General features: G+C 31.9%; 23 protein-coding genes. 14 read left to right on the top strand and 9 right to left on the bottom strand.

Going from position 1 to position 17,117, the window contains the following annotated elements; genetic code table 11:
• Positions 1–19 precede the first annotated feature (19 nt).
• The 5 genes from DFR85_RS21380 (at position 20) to DFR85_RS21360 (ending at position 3,380) form a co-directional block, all read left to right on the top strand.
• The gene (locus DFR85_RS21380) at positions 20–361 is read left to right on the top strand and encodes a hypothetical protein (RefSeq protein WP_110270013.1); all 342 of its coding nucleotides are present in this window, start codon (positions 20–22) and stop codon (positions 359–361) included.
• Positions 362–404: 43 nt separating this feature from the next.
• A complete protein-coding gene (locus tag DFR85_RS21375; RefSeq protein ID WP_110270012.1) occupies positions 405–1,532 on the top strand; it encodes an MFS transporter in 1,128 nt (375 codons plus the stop codon).
• A 90-nt stretch (positions 1,533–1,622) separates the two neighbouring features.
• A complete protein-coding gene (locus DFR85_RS21370; RefSeq protein ID WP_110270011.1) occupies positions 1,623–2,096 on the top strand; it encodes a hypothetical protein in 474 nt (157 codons plus the stop codon).
• A gap of 4 nt (positions 2,097–2,100) precedes the next feature.
• Complete coding sequence (locus DFR85_RS21365; RefSeq protein WP_110270010.1) at positions 2,101–2,967, top strand: SPFH domain-containing protein; 867 nt, start codon at positions 2,101–2,103, stop codon at positions 2,965–2,967.
• The gene (locus DFR85_RS21360) at positions 2,967–3,380 is read left to right on the top strand and encodes a hypothetical protein (RefSeq protein WP_110270009.1); all 414 of its coding nucleotides are present in this window, start codon (positions 2,967–2,969) and stop codon (positions 3,378–3,380) included. Before DFR85_RS21365 ends, DFR85_RS21360 begins: the two co-directional genes overlap by 1 nt.
• Here the strand turns inward: DFR85_RS21360 and DFR85_RS21355 are convergent.
• The 6 genes from DFR85_RS21355 to cbsA are packed head-to-tail and all read right to left on the bottom strand — an operon-like array spanning position 3,364 to position 9,644.
• A complete protein-coding gene (locus DFR85_RS21355) occupies positions 3,364–4,266 on the bottom strand; it encodes a glycosyltransferase family A protein (RefSeq protein WP_110270008.1) in 903 nt (300 codons plus the stop codon). The two genes, DFR85_RS21360 and DFR85_RS21355, sit on opposite strands and share 17 nt — an antisense overlap.
• A gap of 43 nt (positions 4,267–4,309) precedes the next feature.
• Positions 4,310–4,603: an antibiotic biosynthesis monooxygenase family protein gene (locus tag DFR85_RS21350; protein ID WP_110270007.1), complete on the bottom strand. Its 294-nt coding sequence runs from the start codon at positions 4,601–4,603 to the stop codon at positions 4,310–4,312.
• A gap of 31 nt (positions 4,604–4,634) precedes the next feature.
• Positions 4,635–6,272, bottom strand: coding sequence for a proton pump complex cytochrome B SoxC (gene soxC / locus DFR85_RS21345; RefSeq protein ID WP_432417924.1), 1,638 nt, complete (start codon positions 6,270–6,272; stop codon positions 4,635–4,637).
• A gap of 45 nt (positions 6,273–6,317) precedes the next feature.
• On the bottom strand, positions 6,318–7,295 hold the full coding sequence (soxL2, locus tag DFR85_RS21340; protein WP_110270006.1) for a Rieske iron-sulfur protein SoxL2: 978 nt from the start codon (positions 7,293–7,295) through the stop codon (positions 6,318–6,320).
• Between the two features lie 46 nt (positions 7,296–7,341).
• Positions 7,342–8,280: a cytochrome b558/566 subunit B gene (gene cbsB / locus DFR85_RS21335; protein ID WP_110270005.1), complete on the bottom strand. Its 939-nt coding sequence runs from the start codon at positions 8,278–8,280 to the stop codon at positions 7,342–7,344.
• 5 nt (positions 8,281–8,285) lie between these two features.
• Positions 8,286–9,644, bottom strand: a complete 1,359-nt coding sequence (gene cbsA, locus DFR85_RS21330; protein ID WP_110270004.1) for a cytochrome b558/566 subunit A — start codon at positions 9,642–9,644, stop codon at positions 8,286–8,288.
• A 69-nt stretch (positions 9,645–9,713) separates the two neighbouring features.
• Between cbsA and DFR85_RS21325 the strand changes: the two genes are divergently transcribed.
• On the top strand, positions 9,714–9,986 hold the full coding sequence (locus DFR85_RS21325; RefSeq protein WP_110270003.1) for a hypothetical protein: 273 nt from the start codon (positions 9,714–9,716) through the stop codon (positions 9,984–9,986).
• 85 nt (positions 9,987–10,071) lie between these two features.
• On the top strand, positions 10,072–10,569 hold the full coding sequence (locus tag DFR85_RS21320; RefSeq protein ID WP_246253030.1) for a hypothetical protein: 498 nt from the start codon (positions 10,072–10,074) through the stop codon (positions 10,567–10,569).
• On the opposite strand, the gene DFR85_RS21315 is transcribed toward DFR85_RS21320, so the two are convergent.
• Positions 10,566–10,883 carry a hypothetical protein gene (locus DFR85_RS21315; RefSeq protein ID WP_110270002.1) on the bottom strand — a complete coding sequence of 106 codons (318 nt, stop codon included), beginning with the start codon at positions 10,881–10,883 and terminating at the stop codon, positions 10,566–10,568. The genes DFR85_RS21320 and DFR85_RS21315 overlap by 4 nt on opposite strands.
• Before the next feature lie 161 nt (positions 10,884–11,044).
• On the opposite strand from DFR85_RS21315, the gene DFR85_RS21310 reads away from it, so the two are divergent.
• The 5 genes from DFR85_RS21310 to DFR85_RS21290 are packed head-to-tail and all read left to right on the top strand — an operon-like array spanning position 11,045 to position 14,650.
• Complete coding sequence (locus tag DFR85_RS21310; RefSeq protein WP_110270001.1) at positions 11,045–12,037, top strand: NAD(P)/FAD-dependent oxidoreductase; 993 nt, start codon at positions 11,045–11,047, stop codon at positions 12,035–12,037.
• Between the two features lie 19 nt (positions 12,038–12,056).
• The gene (locus tag DFR85_RS21305; protein ID WP_110270000.1) at positions 12,057–12,860 is read left to right on the top strand and encodes a radical SAM protein; all 804 of its coding nucleotides are present in this window, start codon (positions 12,057–12,059) and stop codon (positions 12,858–12,860) included.
• Positions 12,857–13,714 carry a LipS1 family lipoyl synthase gene (lipS1, locus tag DFR85_RS21300; RefSeq protein ID WP_110269999.1) on the top strand — a complete coding sequence of 286 codons (858 nt, stop codon included), beginning with the start codon at positions 12,857–12,859 and terminating at the stop codon, positions 13,712–13,714. Before DFR85_RS21305 ends, lipS1 begins: the two co-directional genes overlap by 4 nt.
• On the top strand, positions 13,698–14,420 hold the full coding sequence (locus tag DFR85_RS21295) for a lipoate--protein ligase family protein (protein ID WP_110269998.1): 723 nt from the start codon (positions 13,698–13,700) through the stop codon (positions 14,418–14,420). Before lipS1 ends, DFR85_RS21295 begins: the two co-directional genes overlap by 17 nt.
• Positions 14,421–14,425: 5 nt before the next feature.
• A complete protein-coding gene (locus DFR85_RS21290) occupies positions 14,426–14,650 on the top strand; it encodes a lipoate protein ligase C-terminal domain-containing protein (RefSeq protein WP_162582687.1) in 225 nt (74 codons plus the stop codon).
• 12 nt (positions 14,651–14,662) lie between these two features.
• Here the strand turns inward: DFR85_RS21290 and DFR85_RS21285 are convergent, their stop codons facing one another.
• A complete protein-coding gene (locus tag DFR85_RS21285) occupies positions 14,663–15,103 on the bottom strand; it encodes an EVE domain-containing protein (RefSeq protein WP_110269996.1) in 441 nt (146 codons plus the stop codon).
• A 115-nt stretch (positions 15,104–15,218) separates the two neighbouring features.
• Between DFR85_RS21285 and DFR85_RS21280 the strand changes: the two genes are divergently transcribed.
• Together DFR85_RS21280 and DFR85_RS21275 are read left to right on the top strand one after the other, a co-directional pair.
• Positions 15,219–15,740 carry a DUF1286 domain-containing protein gene (locus tag DFR85_RS21280; RefSeq protein WP_110271792.1) on the top strand — a complete coding sequence of 174 codons (522 nt, stop codon included), beginning with the start codon at positions 15,219–15,221 and terminating at the stop codon, positions 15,738–15,740.
• 35 nt (positions 15,741–15,775) lie between these two features.
• A complete protein-coding gene (locus DFR85_RS21275) occupies positions 15,776–16,108 on the top strand; it encodes a type II toxin-antitoxin system RelE family toxin (RefSeq protein WP_210433942.1) in 333 nt (110 codons plus the stop codon).
• A gap of 746 nt (positions 16,109–16,854) precedes the next feature.
• Here the strand turns inward: DFR85_RS21275 and DFR85_RS21270 are convergent.
• Entirely contained in the window at positions 16,855–17,007 is a 153-nt protein-coding gene (locus DFR85_RS21270; protein ID WP_162582685.1) for a hypothetical protein, read from the bottom strand.
• Between the last annotated feature and the right edge of the window lie 110 nt (positions 17,008–17,117).

The following is a 17,117-nucleotide window of genomic DNA, read 5'->3' as shown; positions in this document are numbered from 1 at the left end:
GCATGCACGTAATAAATTCATGAATAAAGTATTTCCTATTATATTATTAGTATTACCTTTTCTTATTTACTTTGTAACAAATTCCATATTTAACTCAATAATAATTGGTAGTTTTATTTCACTATTTTATTTTCTTGCAAGTGGAGGTAAGAAGTATACTTATTTCGTGCCTTATGCGTCTTCCATTATATTATATTTATCTATAGGTTCTTTATCTATAGGTCTAATATCTATATTCTCAAGAGTATCAGTATTACTGAATATTTTCTTCTATTCCTTTTTAGCTACGCTTTCTTTTACTATTATAACATTATTTTTAGGTTATATGAAAGTTAAGAAAAATTCCCTAAGAAAAGAATAGTTTATAAAAAATTTTTTAATAGTTCGGTTCCTAAATTTTCGTCATGAATTTTAGAAACGCTTTGAGTCTAATCAGCGTTCTAATAATCTTCTTACTTTCTGCATATTGCATGTATTCAATAACATTTGTACTTATAGATATAGCGAAAGCATTCTTAGTTAGTCTTTCAGCAGTAATTGTTGCTGTTACATTATCGTGGATAGGTGGAGCATTAGGAGGATTTATTTTTGGAATTTTAGCCGATAAATTCGGAAGAAAAAAGAGTTTATTCATATCCATTTTTTTGTATTCGATATTTACAATATTAGTTTTTATAATAAATAATATATATGAACTATATATTATATGGTTTTTAGTAGGTGTAGGTGTAAACGGAGAAAACGGAATAAGTTATGCTGTAATAGCTGAATTACAGTTTACTAATCTAAGAGGATTTGCAGGAGGTTTAATGCAAGGGTTATATTCAATAGGATCATTGATAGGTGCTATTACAGCGTTTTTGATAGTTCCTTCATTTGGTTGGAGGTATTTATTTCTTATTGCTGGTTTAATTTCGTTACTTTCTTTCTTATTTTGGATATGGATACCAGAGGAAAAATGGAAAGGCAGAGTACAAATGAAGATTTCAGAAATTTTCTCTAAGGATTTAAGAAGGCTAACTATTATAGGCTCAATATTATCGCTTGCGTCTTTTCTATATCTAATTCCAGCATTCAGTCTCATGCCATCTATACTTCAAAATCTTAGAGTCCCTACATATGACATAGTAATTGCTATTGCGGATTTAATTTCTGCGATAGTTTATGGCATAGCAGGATATCTATCTGATATTAAAGGCAGAAAAAGAGCATCTCTTTATTTCGCAATTTTAGCCTTTATTTCATCCATAATTTTTATATTACTAATAAATACTGATTATATTGAGTTTTCTGTTTTCCTAGTTTACGCATCTTCTGCCTTTTTTGCATTTTTTGGCGTATGGATGAGTGAACTATACCCAGGAAAACTAAGAGCAACAGGAGCTAATTTTACATTATTGATAGGGAGACTAATTGGTGGTGGATTTGGTCCATTACTAGTTTCTTTAATTCCTATAGGTCTATCATATGCTTTAGGCACTGATTTAATAATAACTTCATTGTTAGCAATAGCATCTATAAGTCTTTTGTAATATACTCTATAATATATTATTTTATAATTTTAGAAAATAACACATTAAGATTATAGATATCTTTAAATTATTGTACCATTATAGTATAATATGACAAGTCAATTAACTCCTCTGGAACAATTACAACTCCTTGTTCCAGGCTATAGGGGGTACAAAGTTAAAGATCTTATTCGTCAAGACGATTTCCTAATTAGAAAAGCAGTGGCTGACAAATTGGAGTTTACAATCTCAAAAATTAATGAGCTAGAATCAAATATAGCATCGACTTCTCCTTTTTCCCCAGTTCTTAAGAGTCTAGAATTTACATTATCAAAGATAAGGACAATGATATCTGAACTAATAGGCATGCAAGGAGGAGGTAGTGATATTTATGCTAGATATAAAATTAATTCTGAAGAATTAGATAGCATAGTAAATCATGATCTTCAAATGATTAGTATAGCTGATCAAATATATTCATTAGCAAGTAACGGAAACGTAGAGCAAATAAACCCTTTGTTAGATAAGCTAAATTCTATAATAAAAGAAAGGACTACATTATTTTATCCAATGGAGATGAGGTGAGATAGTGTCAGTTTCCTTAAGAGGGCAAGTAATTTCAACAGAAAGAGAAGACGGAACTTCAGTAATGGCACCCGACGTGCTGATATTTAGGTTCCCTAGAGAAAATATAACTTCAAAATCTTTATTTATAGTTCAACCTCAAGAACAATGCGTAGTTATAATTCAAGGTCAAGTTGCAGGCGTTTTACCACCTGGTACACACAATATTCAGAGTCCAGCAAACGTACTTTCTGGGTTCCTTTCAAAATTTAGGTATAACGCTTTACCATACGATACTGTAGCTTATTTTGTATCAACTACTAGACACGAAGTTAGAGTGGTAGGATTAAGTCAAACTGATGATCTAGTTCCTTTAGAATATGAAGTGGCAGTATATTTCAGGGTACAAAATCCTCCTAATTTAGTTATAAATGTACAATTTTCAGCTGCATTCTTCAAAGATTCAGATTTAGCGACATATATAGCTCCAGTAATAGACCAAGAAGTAAGTTCTGTCTTGAATCAAGTAAAACTAACAGATGTATATAAGAAGTTTATGGATATTTCTACTGCAGTAACTGCTGCCTTAAAATCATTTCTAGGGGAGTTAGGAGTTGAGCTAATATCTGTTAGAGTCACTAGATTAATACCCCAAGACCCAGAATTACGAAGAATAATACAGTTAAGAGATCTAGGAATACAAGTAGGAGATGCAGTAAGACTTGGTTTAGCTAGAGTACTAGCAGAAAAGAATGATCCTTCTAGTGTAAATATGGCTATAGGAGTTCCTTATTATCCTCAGCTTTCTACTTTAGTTAATTTGCCAGATGGCCTGGTAAGATTAAGTATGGGAAAGAAAGATGAAGGACAAAGTGGTCAAGGAGGAGGATAATGAATTCTAGAACTTTAGGATGGAACATTGCGGCTTCTATCGGATATTCCTTTATTTTAACTTTTATAACTTTTATAATATCGGCTATTGTAAAATTCTTTTATCCACCATATGCATTAGGTATTTCTCCCTTTCTATTGTTTTCTACATCATTAGGTACAGCTATAGTTCAGTTACTTATTTTATTAGCATTAATAGCATTTGCATTTCCGGTAAGGACTAAAATTGCTGGAATTCAATTGTTAAGCATAAGATATTTATCATTAATAACTAGTATAAGTTACCTGTTCTTCTCAATGCTTCCATATGCAATCAAGACTCCATATATTCAGACATTCATAGGATTAGTTATAGCATTCAATATAATTAATGGAATATTTTCTGGATCTATAGCTTCTATAATTCAGAAATAATTTTAGAATATATTGTTTTTAGTTCTTCTCTAAATCTATGAGGAGACATTTTTTCTGAAATTCCCCTTATAGCTAAATCTATACCTACTTTTGCTTCTCCGTTGATGAGGAATGAAAATTCCTTCAATAGGAGTACGTTTAGATTTAATTCAAGATTAACAGCATAGGGAAATGAGTATTTTTCTATAGCGAAATATCTTTCTAGTTTATCATTTTTTGTTCTTGATAGCGATTCTTCCCCTAGGTGAGTAACTTCTCCTGAATTAAAAATAGCAGAATCAAATCCTTTTTTTATCCCAGCCAATGCTATTATCGTTTCGTTATAACTTCCTCTAAGACTATACTCTGGTATCTGCAAATTACTATATACCTCTTTCTTTATGCTCATGTTTACTCCAGCTATAGCTAACGTTTTTTCAATATCTTCCTTATGTTCTCTTCTATCTACTGATAATCCTGTTTTAGTTAAGAACCCTATATAATCCTTAAATCTATAATCATATTCTTCCATATAAATTGTGTCTTTATATCGTTGAAAGAGAGCATTTGGATAATTTTTCCATTTTTTTCCTTTAATTATTCCAGAAGCTACTCCTATTTTTTCATTCTTTTCATGAAAGAGAGCATGATCTTCTATCCATGATTCTGAAGGTATAGCATCGTCGTCAGTAATAAGTAAAAGAGAAGAATGACTTTCTTTCAAAATTATATTTATTGCTTCTTCATAATATCCTTCTTTTTGTTCTATTGCCCTATTGTAATCTTTAGTTTTTAAATCTCCTTTATATACTAATAATATCTCAACGTCCTTATATTTTTTTAATTTCCATAATAATGAATCTAGAGATTTTCTTCCTATAGTTGGAATTCCTATCGTTACGTCCATGAATTAACTAGAACAATATCGTTTTTAAAATCTAGTTAAAAAACTATGAATTTATCTCTTGGAAAACCTTATGATATGGTCTTCCTTCAATTATACTTTTTCCATAATCTACAGTTCCTTTATACTCATAACTGGAAATAAACTTTCTGAAAGTCTCTAGTGAGTCCCATTCTGTATAAATTAAATATTCTCTAGGTTCTTCAACACTTTTATATAGCTTAGCTTGTTTTAATCCAGGATAATTATTTTTCAAAAAATTCACTACTTCATTAAATTTATTTTCAAATTCTTTTTCATGACCTTCCTTTACCTTATAATAAAGACCTACATTTATCATAAATAAAAAATAGTTATCGATTTAAAAAACGTTATTCGTAGGACTCATTAGGCTTCTTGTATATAATGTAGTGATATAATGATATGGCTTCGCCTAACATTATAAAGATAAGTCCAAGATCTACTCCAAACATGTTAGATTGATATCCAGTAGGCGGTATTGTCCATATAGTCGCAGTTAAAATTACTGAGACGATTAATAGTAATATCATTATTCCTTGTGCAATTTTCTTTTTCCTTTCTAAATTGGTTTCAGATACAGTAGACGTTGTAGTAGGTATTGTCTGATCTGCCTTGAATATTCTAGGAGTTAAGGATCTAGCTCCTATTAAGAAAACAAGAGCTAATGGTATTAAGATTCCTAAAGTAGTTATTGACGGATAATCCATAAATCCTACAAAAGCACCTGCCATTAGTAAAGCTATTACTGTAAACACTATTGCCGAAATTGGACTAAACTGAGCTTTAGTTATTCCTCCGCCGCTAGGTTTCACCCTTATGATAGCTAAACCTAAGGCTACTATTATTGCAGGCGGTAAGTAAACAGTTATTTGTTCGGTAATACTAACTGGTATACCTGGCGCTAGATCACCCCATATTGACGTCTGTATTAGATATGTTATCATCAGTATTCCAAAGCCAACGAATATTTTTCTACTCATTGGATGGAGATATTCAGATTTATCTAAAAATGGTACTAGTAATAGATATACTAAAGGAATTATTACTCCTATTAGAAGGAATATTATTACGTCGCTAGTAAAGTCGGCTATTTTATATACAAATAGGAAGAACCATGGAGGATATGTAGTTATGTGCGCTGCTAATGGACTATTAGGTGGAGGTGCAGGTTTAGGATTCAAAAATGGATTTAATTGTTGTGGTAATCCGTTAAGATATGCTAATGCGTTGGGTATTGCTAGAATAAAGCCCCATGTCAAGAAAACTAATGATATCATATAGACAAAATTTCTTGGCCACCATGGATTAAACTTAGACCATTCTTCTTTTGTATATACCGCAGGAGCTTTTGCTTTAACTTTTCTTGATGGCATCATTCCGTAGTGTTCTGCCATAAAGAAATGAAATACAAAAAGTAACCCTATTAATGCCACTAATATTATGTGCCATGCTAGTACTCTACCATATTGCCCGCTATCATAATTTCCGAACAATATAGGGAGTAGGAAAGATAATTGAGGTATAGAAGATATTATGCCTGCTCCTACATCTACTGCACTAGTTGCTAATGCATCCCCAATTAAACTATAACCTAAGAACGATGCTCCTAAAGTTAATACTAACATTAATACACCGAGTATCCATAAAAGTTCTCTAGGTTTTTTATATGCTCCAACAAAATAATTTCTAAACATGTGGATGTATGCCAGAATTATCATTGCATAAGCTCCGTATAGATGGCTATAAAGAAATACCGAGCCATATGGTACAGAATTAATTATAAACTGAGTAGAATCATATCCTTCATCTGGATTATAGTAGAGTAGTAATATTAATCCAGAAATTACAGTATACATAAAAGCTGCAGCTACTAAGGCTCCTAACCATTCATCTGCATGATACATATAGTCTGGTGTTCTAAAGAACGGTAAATCATCTAAACCTAACCTTTCGTTAAACCAATTAGAAATCCTTTTTGTTATGCTCATAAAAGATAAAACGTAAAAAATGGAAAAAAATATTTAACGTTGGACTTATGATGACGAAAATGGATTTTCTGGTTGTGTAACAGTGGTTTTATCTCCTACTGAGGAACCAAAACTACTACTCAAATCACTAGTTGGATCTTTTGAAGGTACACCATTAGCTCCAGTAGGATATATACCTACGCCTATAGATCCTAATGCATATAGGTAATCAGTAGAACTATCCCATTCTAATATAGTAGTAGGTAATGGTCTAACTGTTGGTCCAGTTATAGGTTCAGCACCATGATAAGGATCGTAAGTAGATCCATGGCAATCACAATGGATCAATGTAGGTATGTTTGCCTTCTTGGCAGCAGCTAATGCCTCACCCGTTAAAGTATCTGGTTCTGGAGCGCTCAACTGAGCAGAATTTACGTGATTAGGGGGATAGAAGTGAATATATGGAGGTGTACAACCTAAATGCTGGCATATAGCACTATAGGATACTATAGAATTATTTGGACCTACTCCTCCTGGGAATGTATATTTATCCCCAGTTTGTGGTACCACTACTGTACCCGCAGGAACTTTAACTGGTTTATTGCTACTATCTCCTAGATTTATTAAAAAGTTTGGTTCTCCACTTAATGGATATTCATAAATTGTTATTATAGGACTATTTACAGGTATTTTGGATGCTTCTATTGGAGATCCACTTGAATCAACAAGGAGAGATTTAGGAAATGCTGAAATAGCAGATACATTTGGCGGAACTATTACCCTTAATCCAGGGATTATGCTTGCTACAGCAGCTGCAGAAATTCCAATAATAATTCCCTTAAGAAAGTTTCTTCTTCCTTCATCTACTCCTCCAACGTTTTTGTTAACGTAATTAAATAGATATTCGTCTCCTTTTTTAACGAATTCTTTTGAATCAAATTTAGTTTTTGGGTCTCTCATTTTTCTGAGCAATTTTTGAATAAAATATAGATCTTGAGGCGAAAGTATCTTCTTCTCGTCTTTACCTATTCTTATTTTAATCATTAAGAATCACTTAAGAAAAGAATATATCTTGATTAGTTTTAAGGATTTAACGTTGGACTGATTTTTTCCTTAATTCAAGAATCTTTATACCTTTACTTTCTTTTAAATTTAGTAATGCAAATCCTATAACTGGCGTTATCATATACATAATTAGGTGAAACCCAGTTAATCCTAAGAAAACGGTACTCATTATAAGGAAATATCCTAGTCCAGCGTAAGTATTTCCCTTAATTGCTATTGTAATAATAAGGTATAATGCAAGACTTAGAAGCAAAATAAAAAGTTCAACATGAAATGGATTATTAAATATTATTCCAAAAATTGCAGGAAGAGTCATATCCATTATCATTTCCATAAATCTGTTAGTGCTAACAATGAAATATAAAGGCAAGAAAATGAAAGCCGCAGGAATGCCAGCTATATATGACGCTATACTTCTTTTAGATACTATTTTTCCCCATAATACAGTATAAGCCATGAAACCTATTATTGAAAATAAAAAAAGGTAGGTAAAACTAAAATCAAATGTTAAATGCTCAAAATTTATCATATATCCAGCATATAATGAAAGTATTATCATAGCTAATGTAGGTGTTAGTAAAAGAGAAAGCATGTTACTTCTGAATAAACTTTCAAAGAGTGCAACAATTCCTATTACAATAATAGCTACCTGAATTGACATCCATAAAAAAGATAATGAATAATTAGGAATAAATGTGAAAACTGGAGATATGAATAGAATAATACCTAAAGGTAATAACGATTTTATTTTATATGAGAGCGCAATAGCTACAATACTCATAGCTACATATTCCATATAAAGACCCGCAGTTCCTATGTATTCTAAAAATAGTTTATTTGGGATGGAAAGAGGTAAATATGATATTGGGAATATTGTTTCAAAAATAAACTCAAGAGAAGCAGAAATTGCCAAAAAAATTGAATATATCTTTATATCTTTATATAAAAATTCAGTTATATTCATTTTATTCACTTTCTATACATGAAGAATATTAACGCTAATGCTACCACAGCTATCACTACGCCGGCTACTGTAGTATCTAATACTACAGGGTTAATAGTTACTATAGGTGGAGGAGGCGGAGACGACTCTGTAGATAATTGTAACTGTAAGAAAGACGATGTTATTGACTTATCAAATAGTGTTTCACCTAATGGTCCCTGCCATACTGCAAATGCTACATAATATGTATTCCCTAAGGAGATGTTTGGCATATATTTAGCATAATTGGAAGGAACTGAAAGTGGTCTAACATACTCTACTGTCCAATATCCATTTTGATATTTTGCTCCGGTTTTAATAAAGAATAATGATCCATTAAGTCCAGAAGACTGAACTGGCGCATACCATATACCAGAGCAGTCTACTTCATACATGTTAGTATTATTTGTATATAAGGGAACAGCAAATCCGCTATTACCAGAATCTATATATGGTAGTCCTGTGTCTGATTCGTTATCCCAGAGATTAGCAGCGAACGCCGGATCTTCTGTCTTATTATTCCAAGTAGCACCAGATACCCACATCCATATATTAGCCGCACCGCCAGGCTGTTTTAGCGCACCTCCAGCAGCTGGCATTTTTTCTCCATCATAAACTTGCCCTATATATTTTCCTCCTATATGCATACCGTCCATAGTAGGAGTTCCACTGCCCATGTACCACATCATAGCTACTCTATCAGGGTAGTACCATGTAGAATTTGTATAGTATCCGTAAAATAGCCCGGATTCATATAGTATCCTTTCTATAGGTCTAGGTGAGTGATATAGCAATATTGTTCCATTAGGCAAAACCTGAATTTGACTATCATTAGGCAATGGGACAAGAACTCCACTATAATTAAGAACTATTCTTCCGACTTTAGTTTGTCCATTAATTATGCTTGAATAGTTAGTATAATTTGTATATAACTTATACGTAGATCCTGGAGTAATTTCTATAATTCTAAATAAACCAGGACCGCTTGCAGGAGGATATACACCAGCTGCTGCAGTAGACCATGCACCAAATGCAGGTTTAGATGCCTGCCAACTAACTAGAATTATTATATCACTTCCATTCCATGCAGCCTTCACTAGAATATAATGAGTTAATCCAGATGTTGGAGCGTTTGGAATATTTGCTGTTAAAGATATATTATTCCACGGTATTTTACTCCAGAAAGACTCAGAGCCAGGATTAGAAAGATCTGCAGATCCTACGACTTTGTATGCGGTTATTTGCGATGAAGACTGTGCCATTGGAACATTTACGAATGCAAGAATAAGTGATAACGCAACTAAAACTCCCAAAATAACAAACGTAGGTCTAGTTCTTTTACTCATTTTCTCACATGCAAAATAAGGTAAATATAATTTAATAAACGTGAAACGTTGGACTAATATTGTGGTAAAATGCCTTGGATTCCTGCTAGGTCAGCAGATAAGATGATTCTTGGTCAAGCTTTAAAACTTAAGGAAGGTAAGGTTTTAAGGATTGAGAGCTTTAAGGGAGATAGATGGATAGAAATAAAAAAATTAAATTCTAATGAATTTGAAATAAATGAGCACGGTTATAATAACACTACATATAAAGTGAAGGAAGATGAAATGAAGGTTATTTTGAGAAGAGCTATTGACCTAGAATTTCCTAGAAGTCATCAGTTAAGAATTAGCTTATCTAGTTAGAAATTGAAAGTTAACTCTGTTAATGTCTTTTTATAGTTGTGATTGTTAGGTATATTTTTATTCTATTTATATGATTATATATATTATGTGTGAATTTAAATTTACTAAAATTGAAAGGCCTATTAGTGAACATAAAATAATGTTTTTAAGATTCGATATTTTCCAACGACTTTCAGACGATAGACTTATTAGAGTTATTTCATCACATGAAAAACAGGGTTTTAGCAAGAGTTATTTCTATTTTCTCTTTGATAAGCTCAAATCCTTAAAAATAGTAAAAGATAATTCTATTGCGTTTAAGATAATAATTCCATTTCAATCAAATGATAAAATAGAATTTTCAAAAGGTCTAGCTTATGTCTCTTCTGACCATATTTTTTATTATATAAATTTAGAATCTAGCAAATACTCATGTGATTACTGTCCAATAAAGGGAGATTGTATAGTAAGTATGAAACAAGTGGCCAAAGAAAATGGTGTAAAGATATCGAAGGAGAATCCTAGGGATGCCTGGAATTCTATCATAGAAGAGATACAAGATCAAATAAAAAATAAAATTATAAATTTAGTTATAAGCAATTAAGACAGTTTTGATAAAAATTTTGTCATAAGTATTTCAAGACTATTAATTAGCTTTTCGATTATTCTTTTATAAAGAAAAATGATAATGTATCTAAATCTTATTACCGTTATAATTCTCTTTGCGATTCTCTCTTGTTCTTTAAGAATTATAGCCAATTCTTCTGATGCATAGCCTTTAATCTCCTTAATGAACGAAACGAGATCTTTTATGGCAGAATATATTGTTGAAACATCTTTGTGTTTTATTTGATTTTCATAAAATTCATATTTTTCTCTAACTATTGAGACGTTAATTATATCATTAAGAGTTATCACATAATATATCTTAAGTGGTATTATTATAAAAGGATGATGAGTTTTCGGGGAGTGAAAACTTATGATCGACTTTCAGCGGGCTGAATTTTTAAATTTCTATTTCTAATTTTCAAACATATCTAGATAGATTCTTTTAAAAACTTCTACATATATATAATCATATGAGGACTGTAATTTTAGGAGGAGGTTTCGCTGGTGTTTCTGCATTTTTAAATAACACTAATTCTATCGTTATAGATAATAAAGATTATTTTGTTCTTACTCACAAACTTGTAGATGTTATAGAAACTGGAGATCCGTCAATAGCTGAAATAAAATATCCTGATAGGTTTTTAAAAGCGTATATAAGGAACGTAGATTTCAAGAAAAAGAAAATTATAACTGACAGAGGCGAAATAGATTATGATAAGTTAATTATATCATTAGGATATGAGCAAGATCTGAGTAAGATAAGAGGAAATGTGTATAAGCTAGAAAATGTTGAAGATGCTATAAAAATTAGGCAGCAGTTAAGCAAAGTAAATAGCGTAGCTATCCTAGGCGGAGGAACACTAGGAGTAGAATTAGCCGGAACGTTAAATTCTATGGGAAAGAAGGTGTATTTAATAGAAGCTCAACAGAAACTTCTTTCATTTATGAGTAAGGATGCTTCAGCTTTTGCATTAGATACTCTAAAAGATTTAGGTGTAAATGTACTTTTAAATACGAAAGTTTATGATGTAAAGAATACCGTGGAAACTTCCAGTGGTGAAATTAAAGTAGATCTGACTATTCTAACTGCAGGCTTTAAAGGACCTTCTATTATTTCTGAAATTGGATTAAGTAATATTAACGGAAGAATGTTAGTCGACGAGTATCTCAAATCGATAGATTATGATGATGTATATGGTGCTGGCGATTGCATGACTATTAAGAACTCATTTGTTCCAATGTCTGCTCAAGTTGCAGTACAATCAGGAGAAACTGCCATGTTAAACGTATTAGGGAAAGATACTAAATTCAAATATAAACAAATAGCCATAATCCTTAGAATAGGGAATATATATTTTGGAGATATCTTTGGTAAGTTTGTTAAGGGAAAAATGGCCGAACTTGCAAAAAATATTGGAATATATAGATCTATTAGAATGGTTCAGAAAGCAAGTTTAATTTAATCTGTCTAGATCTTATAATATGCAAATTTTACTATCTGCTGGTACGTACTTTTTTATAAAGAAAGGGTTAAAGTATAGTAATACTGCATACGCTCTTCAAACTGGAGGGTGTGAAGGAAAATGCGCTTTTTGTACACAGTCTTCATTAAGTAAATCAGACAAATCATATCTTTCAAGAGTAAGATGGTATTCCGTAAATATAGAAGAAATCGCAGATAAACTTTCATATTTCAAAAGATTTTGTTTGCAGACAGTTATAAAGAAAAATTTCGAAAATGAAGTAATTGAGATCATAAAATATGTTAAGATCCCTAAGTCCGTAACTATAACTCCTGTTAGTAAGGAAGTATTGGAAAATATGAAAAAGTTAGGAGTAGATTATTTAGGAATTGGTTTAGATACGGTAGAAAGTCTATGGGATAAAATAGGTAAGCCTTATACATTCCAAAAGTATGTTGAGTTCATTAAAAACGCAGTGGAAGTCTTTGGGAAAAGGAAAGTATATGTTCATTTGGTTTTTGGTTTGGGAGAAAAAAAGGAAGAATTTGTGTCCCTAATGGAAAAAATATATTCTTTAGGTGCTGAAGTAGCTTTGTTTGCTTTTACTCCAGTAAAAGGAACTCCAATGGAGAACTTTCCTAGACCTCCGTTAGAAGAATATAGGGAAATCCAAAAAATTAGGTTCAAGTTATCGACTAATGGTAATCCAAACGAAAAAGCCTATATAACGTCTGGTTGCCCTAATTGTGATAGGCCTTTTTATAATGAAGATCCAAGAGAAAAAATGTATAATATACCATTATTTAATGTGGAAGGAAAATGATAGGTGGATTTATAATAAAAAGGAAATTCACAGTATTGAGTGTAACTGGTAGTTCTTGCGCTTTAAATTGCTTCTATTGTTCTACTAAATACATTAGCAGTATGGAATCTGCTTTAACACCGGACGAAATGTATAAGAAAATAATTGAGCTTTACAATAACGGTGTAAAAGGATTTCTAATAAGTGGTGGATTTAACGAAAAAGGAGAATTGCCTATTAGGAATTATATCCATATTATGAAAAAAGTAAAAAAAGAAATGGGTGTAGTATTTAATATACATCCAGGAATTCTAGATAAGGAGACAATAGAAGATCTAAAAGACGTAGTAGATATGGTGGATTATGAATTCCCATATTCTATAGGAGCTTTTAAATCAAAGGGCGTAAAAAGAGAAAGAGAAGATTACATAAAAACTTTAGAAAATCTTATAGATTTTGGACCTAAGTACGTGGTTCCTCATATAATGTTAGGAATACCTTCAGATACTGATGAAGAAATTGAGAATTCATTAAAGATTCTCTCTTCCTATAAACCATACTTAATCAATTTTCTAATTCTTATCCCTACTCCAAATACACCATCAAGAATATTAAAACCCATGAATGTAGAGAAAGCTCTTAGATTTATAGAATTGGGATCCAAATTAATGAAAGGACATGTTAGTGTGGGATGTATGAGACCTTATCAAATTAAAGAACAACTAGATAGGGAAGTAATAAAAAGAGGTTTAGTTGAAAGAATAGCTAATCCACATCATAAGGTGATAAAGGAATTTAATTTGAAATTATTTGATGCTTGTTGTAGTCTTCCTGAAAAATATTTGGAGGATTTTAAGTATGAGACTAATAATTGAAGGCGGAAATTCTGGGGAGAGGCAAATGGCATTGGATGAAACTATGCTTATCCTATTATCAAATAATATGTCGGAAGAAACATTAAGACTATGGCATTTTTCGCCTACTACATTAAGTATAGGCAGATTTTTGGCAGTAAATGACTGGGTTAATGAAGAAGAAAGAAAAAAATTAGGAATTCCGTTAATAAGGAGGTTCACCGGCGGAGGTCCTGCTTTGCATGACGAAAACGGAGAAGTCACATGGAGTGTATCCTTAAAAGCTGTAGATATGATGGAAACTTACAAGAAAATTTCAATAGCTTTGATAAAATCTCTTAATCTTTTGGGATTAAAAGGAGAATTTTCTCCTATAAATGATATTATAGTCCAAGGTAAAAAGATAGTAGGAATGGCTGGAGCTAAAAAGAAAAATGCTATATTAGTACATGGGACTTTCATGTTTTCTACTTATCTTGGATTTATGACTGTAATAAAATCTCCAGAACCAAAAATAAAGGAAAGAGGGAATCCTCAAGGTAGAGTAAGTAATATTTCTCTAATGCTAGGAAGAGAAGTTACTCGCAGAGAAGCTATAGAAAGTTTAATCCAAGGATTTAGAGAAATATTTAATTTAGAAGATGGAGAACTTACTGATATAGAGAAGGAATTCACTGAACAGTTAAAGTACAAATATTCTAATGATAAATGGACGTATTTAAGGTGAATTTAATGTTATGTGAAAAAGTTTTTAGATCTAAACAAGGAAAGACTGTTATATTGAGAGTATATTTTGATGGAAAAATAGAAAAAGTTGAAATAACTGGAGATTTTTTTGCAGATGAGAAGGATCTCGAAATGTTGGAAAAATATCTGAGAGATCTAAAAATACCAAAAATAGAAATAATAGGCTTTGATCCAGAAGAAATATTAGAAAAAATAAAAGATTGCTTATAAATTCTTCTAAAGTTATAATTCTCCCTTAAGGCATTTTTCTATCGTGTGTCCGTCATCATCTGGTATTGGTCTCTTTAAATTAGCTGGAGCATTTCTTAGATATTTAGCCATTTGTGCAGTATCTTCAATAAAGTGTATCTTATCAAGGATCGCTTTTATATCGCATACTCCTGTAATTTCAGGCTCTACCTTTACTCTATAAATATAGAACCCCTTATTCCTTACAGTTTCTTCTGGAAATACTGGAGTTTCATCAACGTACCAGTCGCTAGTAACCCTTACTACTCCTACTATTTTTCCTCCGTATATTTTAGCGTAATACTTACTAACATAAATAATGAGTTTATCTCCAACTTTAATGTAATCTTTTAGGTTAGATTTGTATCCATATACCCCTTGCGTTAATATAACATCCCACATATCCTCTTGAATTGGTATTAGCCAGTAGGTCACAAGAATCCATATATATTGAAAAGGTTATAAAACTTGCCCGCCACAATTCATTTAAATTGAAGTTCCAAGATTTTAGTAATGAGTTATGCAGGATTCATGAATTTAGGTGGGAAAAATGAGGCTTAGGGCTCATTATATCTTTTCTTCTGGACTTCTTTCTCTCATTACTGTTTTCTTTATTCCTTTTCTTTACGCTGTCTTTCTAGCTGGTTTGATTTCTTTTATCGGTAATTCTTTTATTGATTATTTTGGTCACGAGATTAAGGGAAAATACATTTCTAGGACTCCTAGGACTCACACTGTTTATAGGTCTATCTTGTGGGGTCTTTTGCTTTCTTTGCCTATAGGCGTTTTCCTTTATTTCGTTTTTCCGTCTTTTCTTTTTGTCTTTTCCGTTATTCTTGACGGGTTGTTAGTTGGTCCTTCTCACATGATCCTTGATGTCTTCACTGAGAGGGGCATTTACCACAAGGTTAACGGAAAGTGGAGGAGGATAGCTTTTGCTCACTTCTCTTATAATAATACCTTTGTCAACGGTTTAGCGATATTATTAGGAGTTATAATGCTATTTGCCGCAATGCATTTCATTCACTACTATGATTATCACTATTATCATTATTACAACTATTATTCCTAATGAGATAATATACGAAAAGGAAAAGATTTTTAAATATGTTTTCTATATCTTTTATCGTGATTTGTAAGGAATGGAAATTAAGGATAATGTTCAGTAAGAGGATAAATAATCTTGATGAGTTAGCTGATTACCTTCTAGATAGTTTTGCAAGTGATAAGTTAGTTATGCTTATCTTAGATAAGGTTTTATTATTGCTAGATAATCCCTTCAAATATTCCAGGGAAAAGTTAGGAAAGGATAAGCATGGCAATCCAATGTTCTCCATAGAAGTAACTGGAGATATAAGAATACTTTACAGCGTTGATTCAAAAAATTGTATAGTTTTCATTTGGGAGATTGGGTCTCATAAGAAGGTTTACGGACGTTAGTTCTCTCCTTAGCTTTCTTTTCCACAATCTCCTTAAGCTTAATTACTTCGTCTTTACTTAACTCCGCATAATAATATTCTCCATCTTTACCAGTCTTCATATGTATAAACTCCGCAAAGAGGTTATTAAAACAATTTGCTAATAGAGTTTCTTCTTATTGAATTTTGAAAAATTAAGAATGTGAAAGAAATTAATTAACTCCCCAGTTTACTGAAGAAAAATTCAAAGTAATTAATCCTGACTGGATCTCTGATTTTTTACTTGAATTACCAAGATCTCAGGCTAGTATTTACTGAAAGTTCTTAGACTAGAATTTAAAGGTTAATCCTTAAGATAAAAGCTATAAACTTTCTGAAAGTACTAACGTATATAAGCTTTACAAAGGGGGCTCCTACGGCGATTTTCACGAACAACACTCCTAAACAAGAAGACAAGCCTTACAAGAGTAAAACTTTTATAAAGAGAACAAGAAAATAACACAAGCCGAAAGTGGGCATGGGAATAAAACCCCGTTGGATAGGCTGGCTATACGTCCCCCGCGATCTAACATGTGGGACAACATCCCGAGTAGGAGTGTGCAAAAATTTAAGGGGACGTTCTCATAGTTAGTTCGCACTATATCCTAACAAAATTAACAATACAACGCGTATTATAGAAAAATTCAAGAATTAGAAAAAGAGTATTACACATACAAAGTGAAGATCCTAAAGTTAACCTCTATCGAGTGGTTTCCTCGGCTCTTCAAGCTATCGCCTAGCCATGTTAGAGGCGAAGCATGTGTAGCCTATCCATCTCCACGGATGGAGTCTTCCGCTCTCTTGAACCCCTGAATCTAATAAAATTACATCATTACCTGGCTTTTCTGATTTAAATGCTGTAAAGAAAAACGATGTATACATATTAGAACCTTTTTATGCTAGAGCTAGTGATAGAACTTTGGAATTTTTAAGAGCTTTAAGAGAAATATATACTACAAATAATATATCTGGAAGATATGGAATCAAGCTAT

This window comes from Acidianus brierleyi (genome assembly GCF_003201835.2).
Classification (GTDB): domain Archaea; phylum Thermoproteota; class Thermoprotei_A; order Sulfolobales; family Sulfolobaceae; genus Aramenus; species Aramenus brierleyi.
Note: the sequence above shows the minus strand (reverse complement) of the source record. Positions and strands in the feature narration are given on the sequence as shown.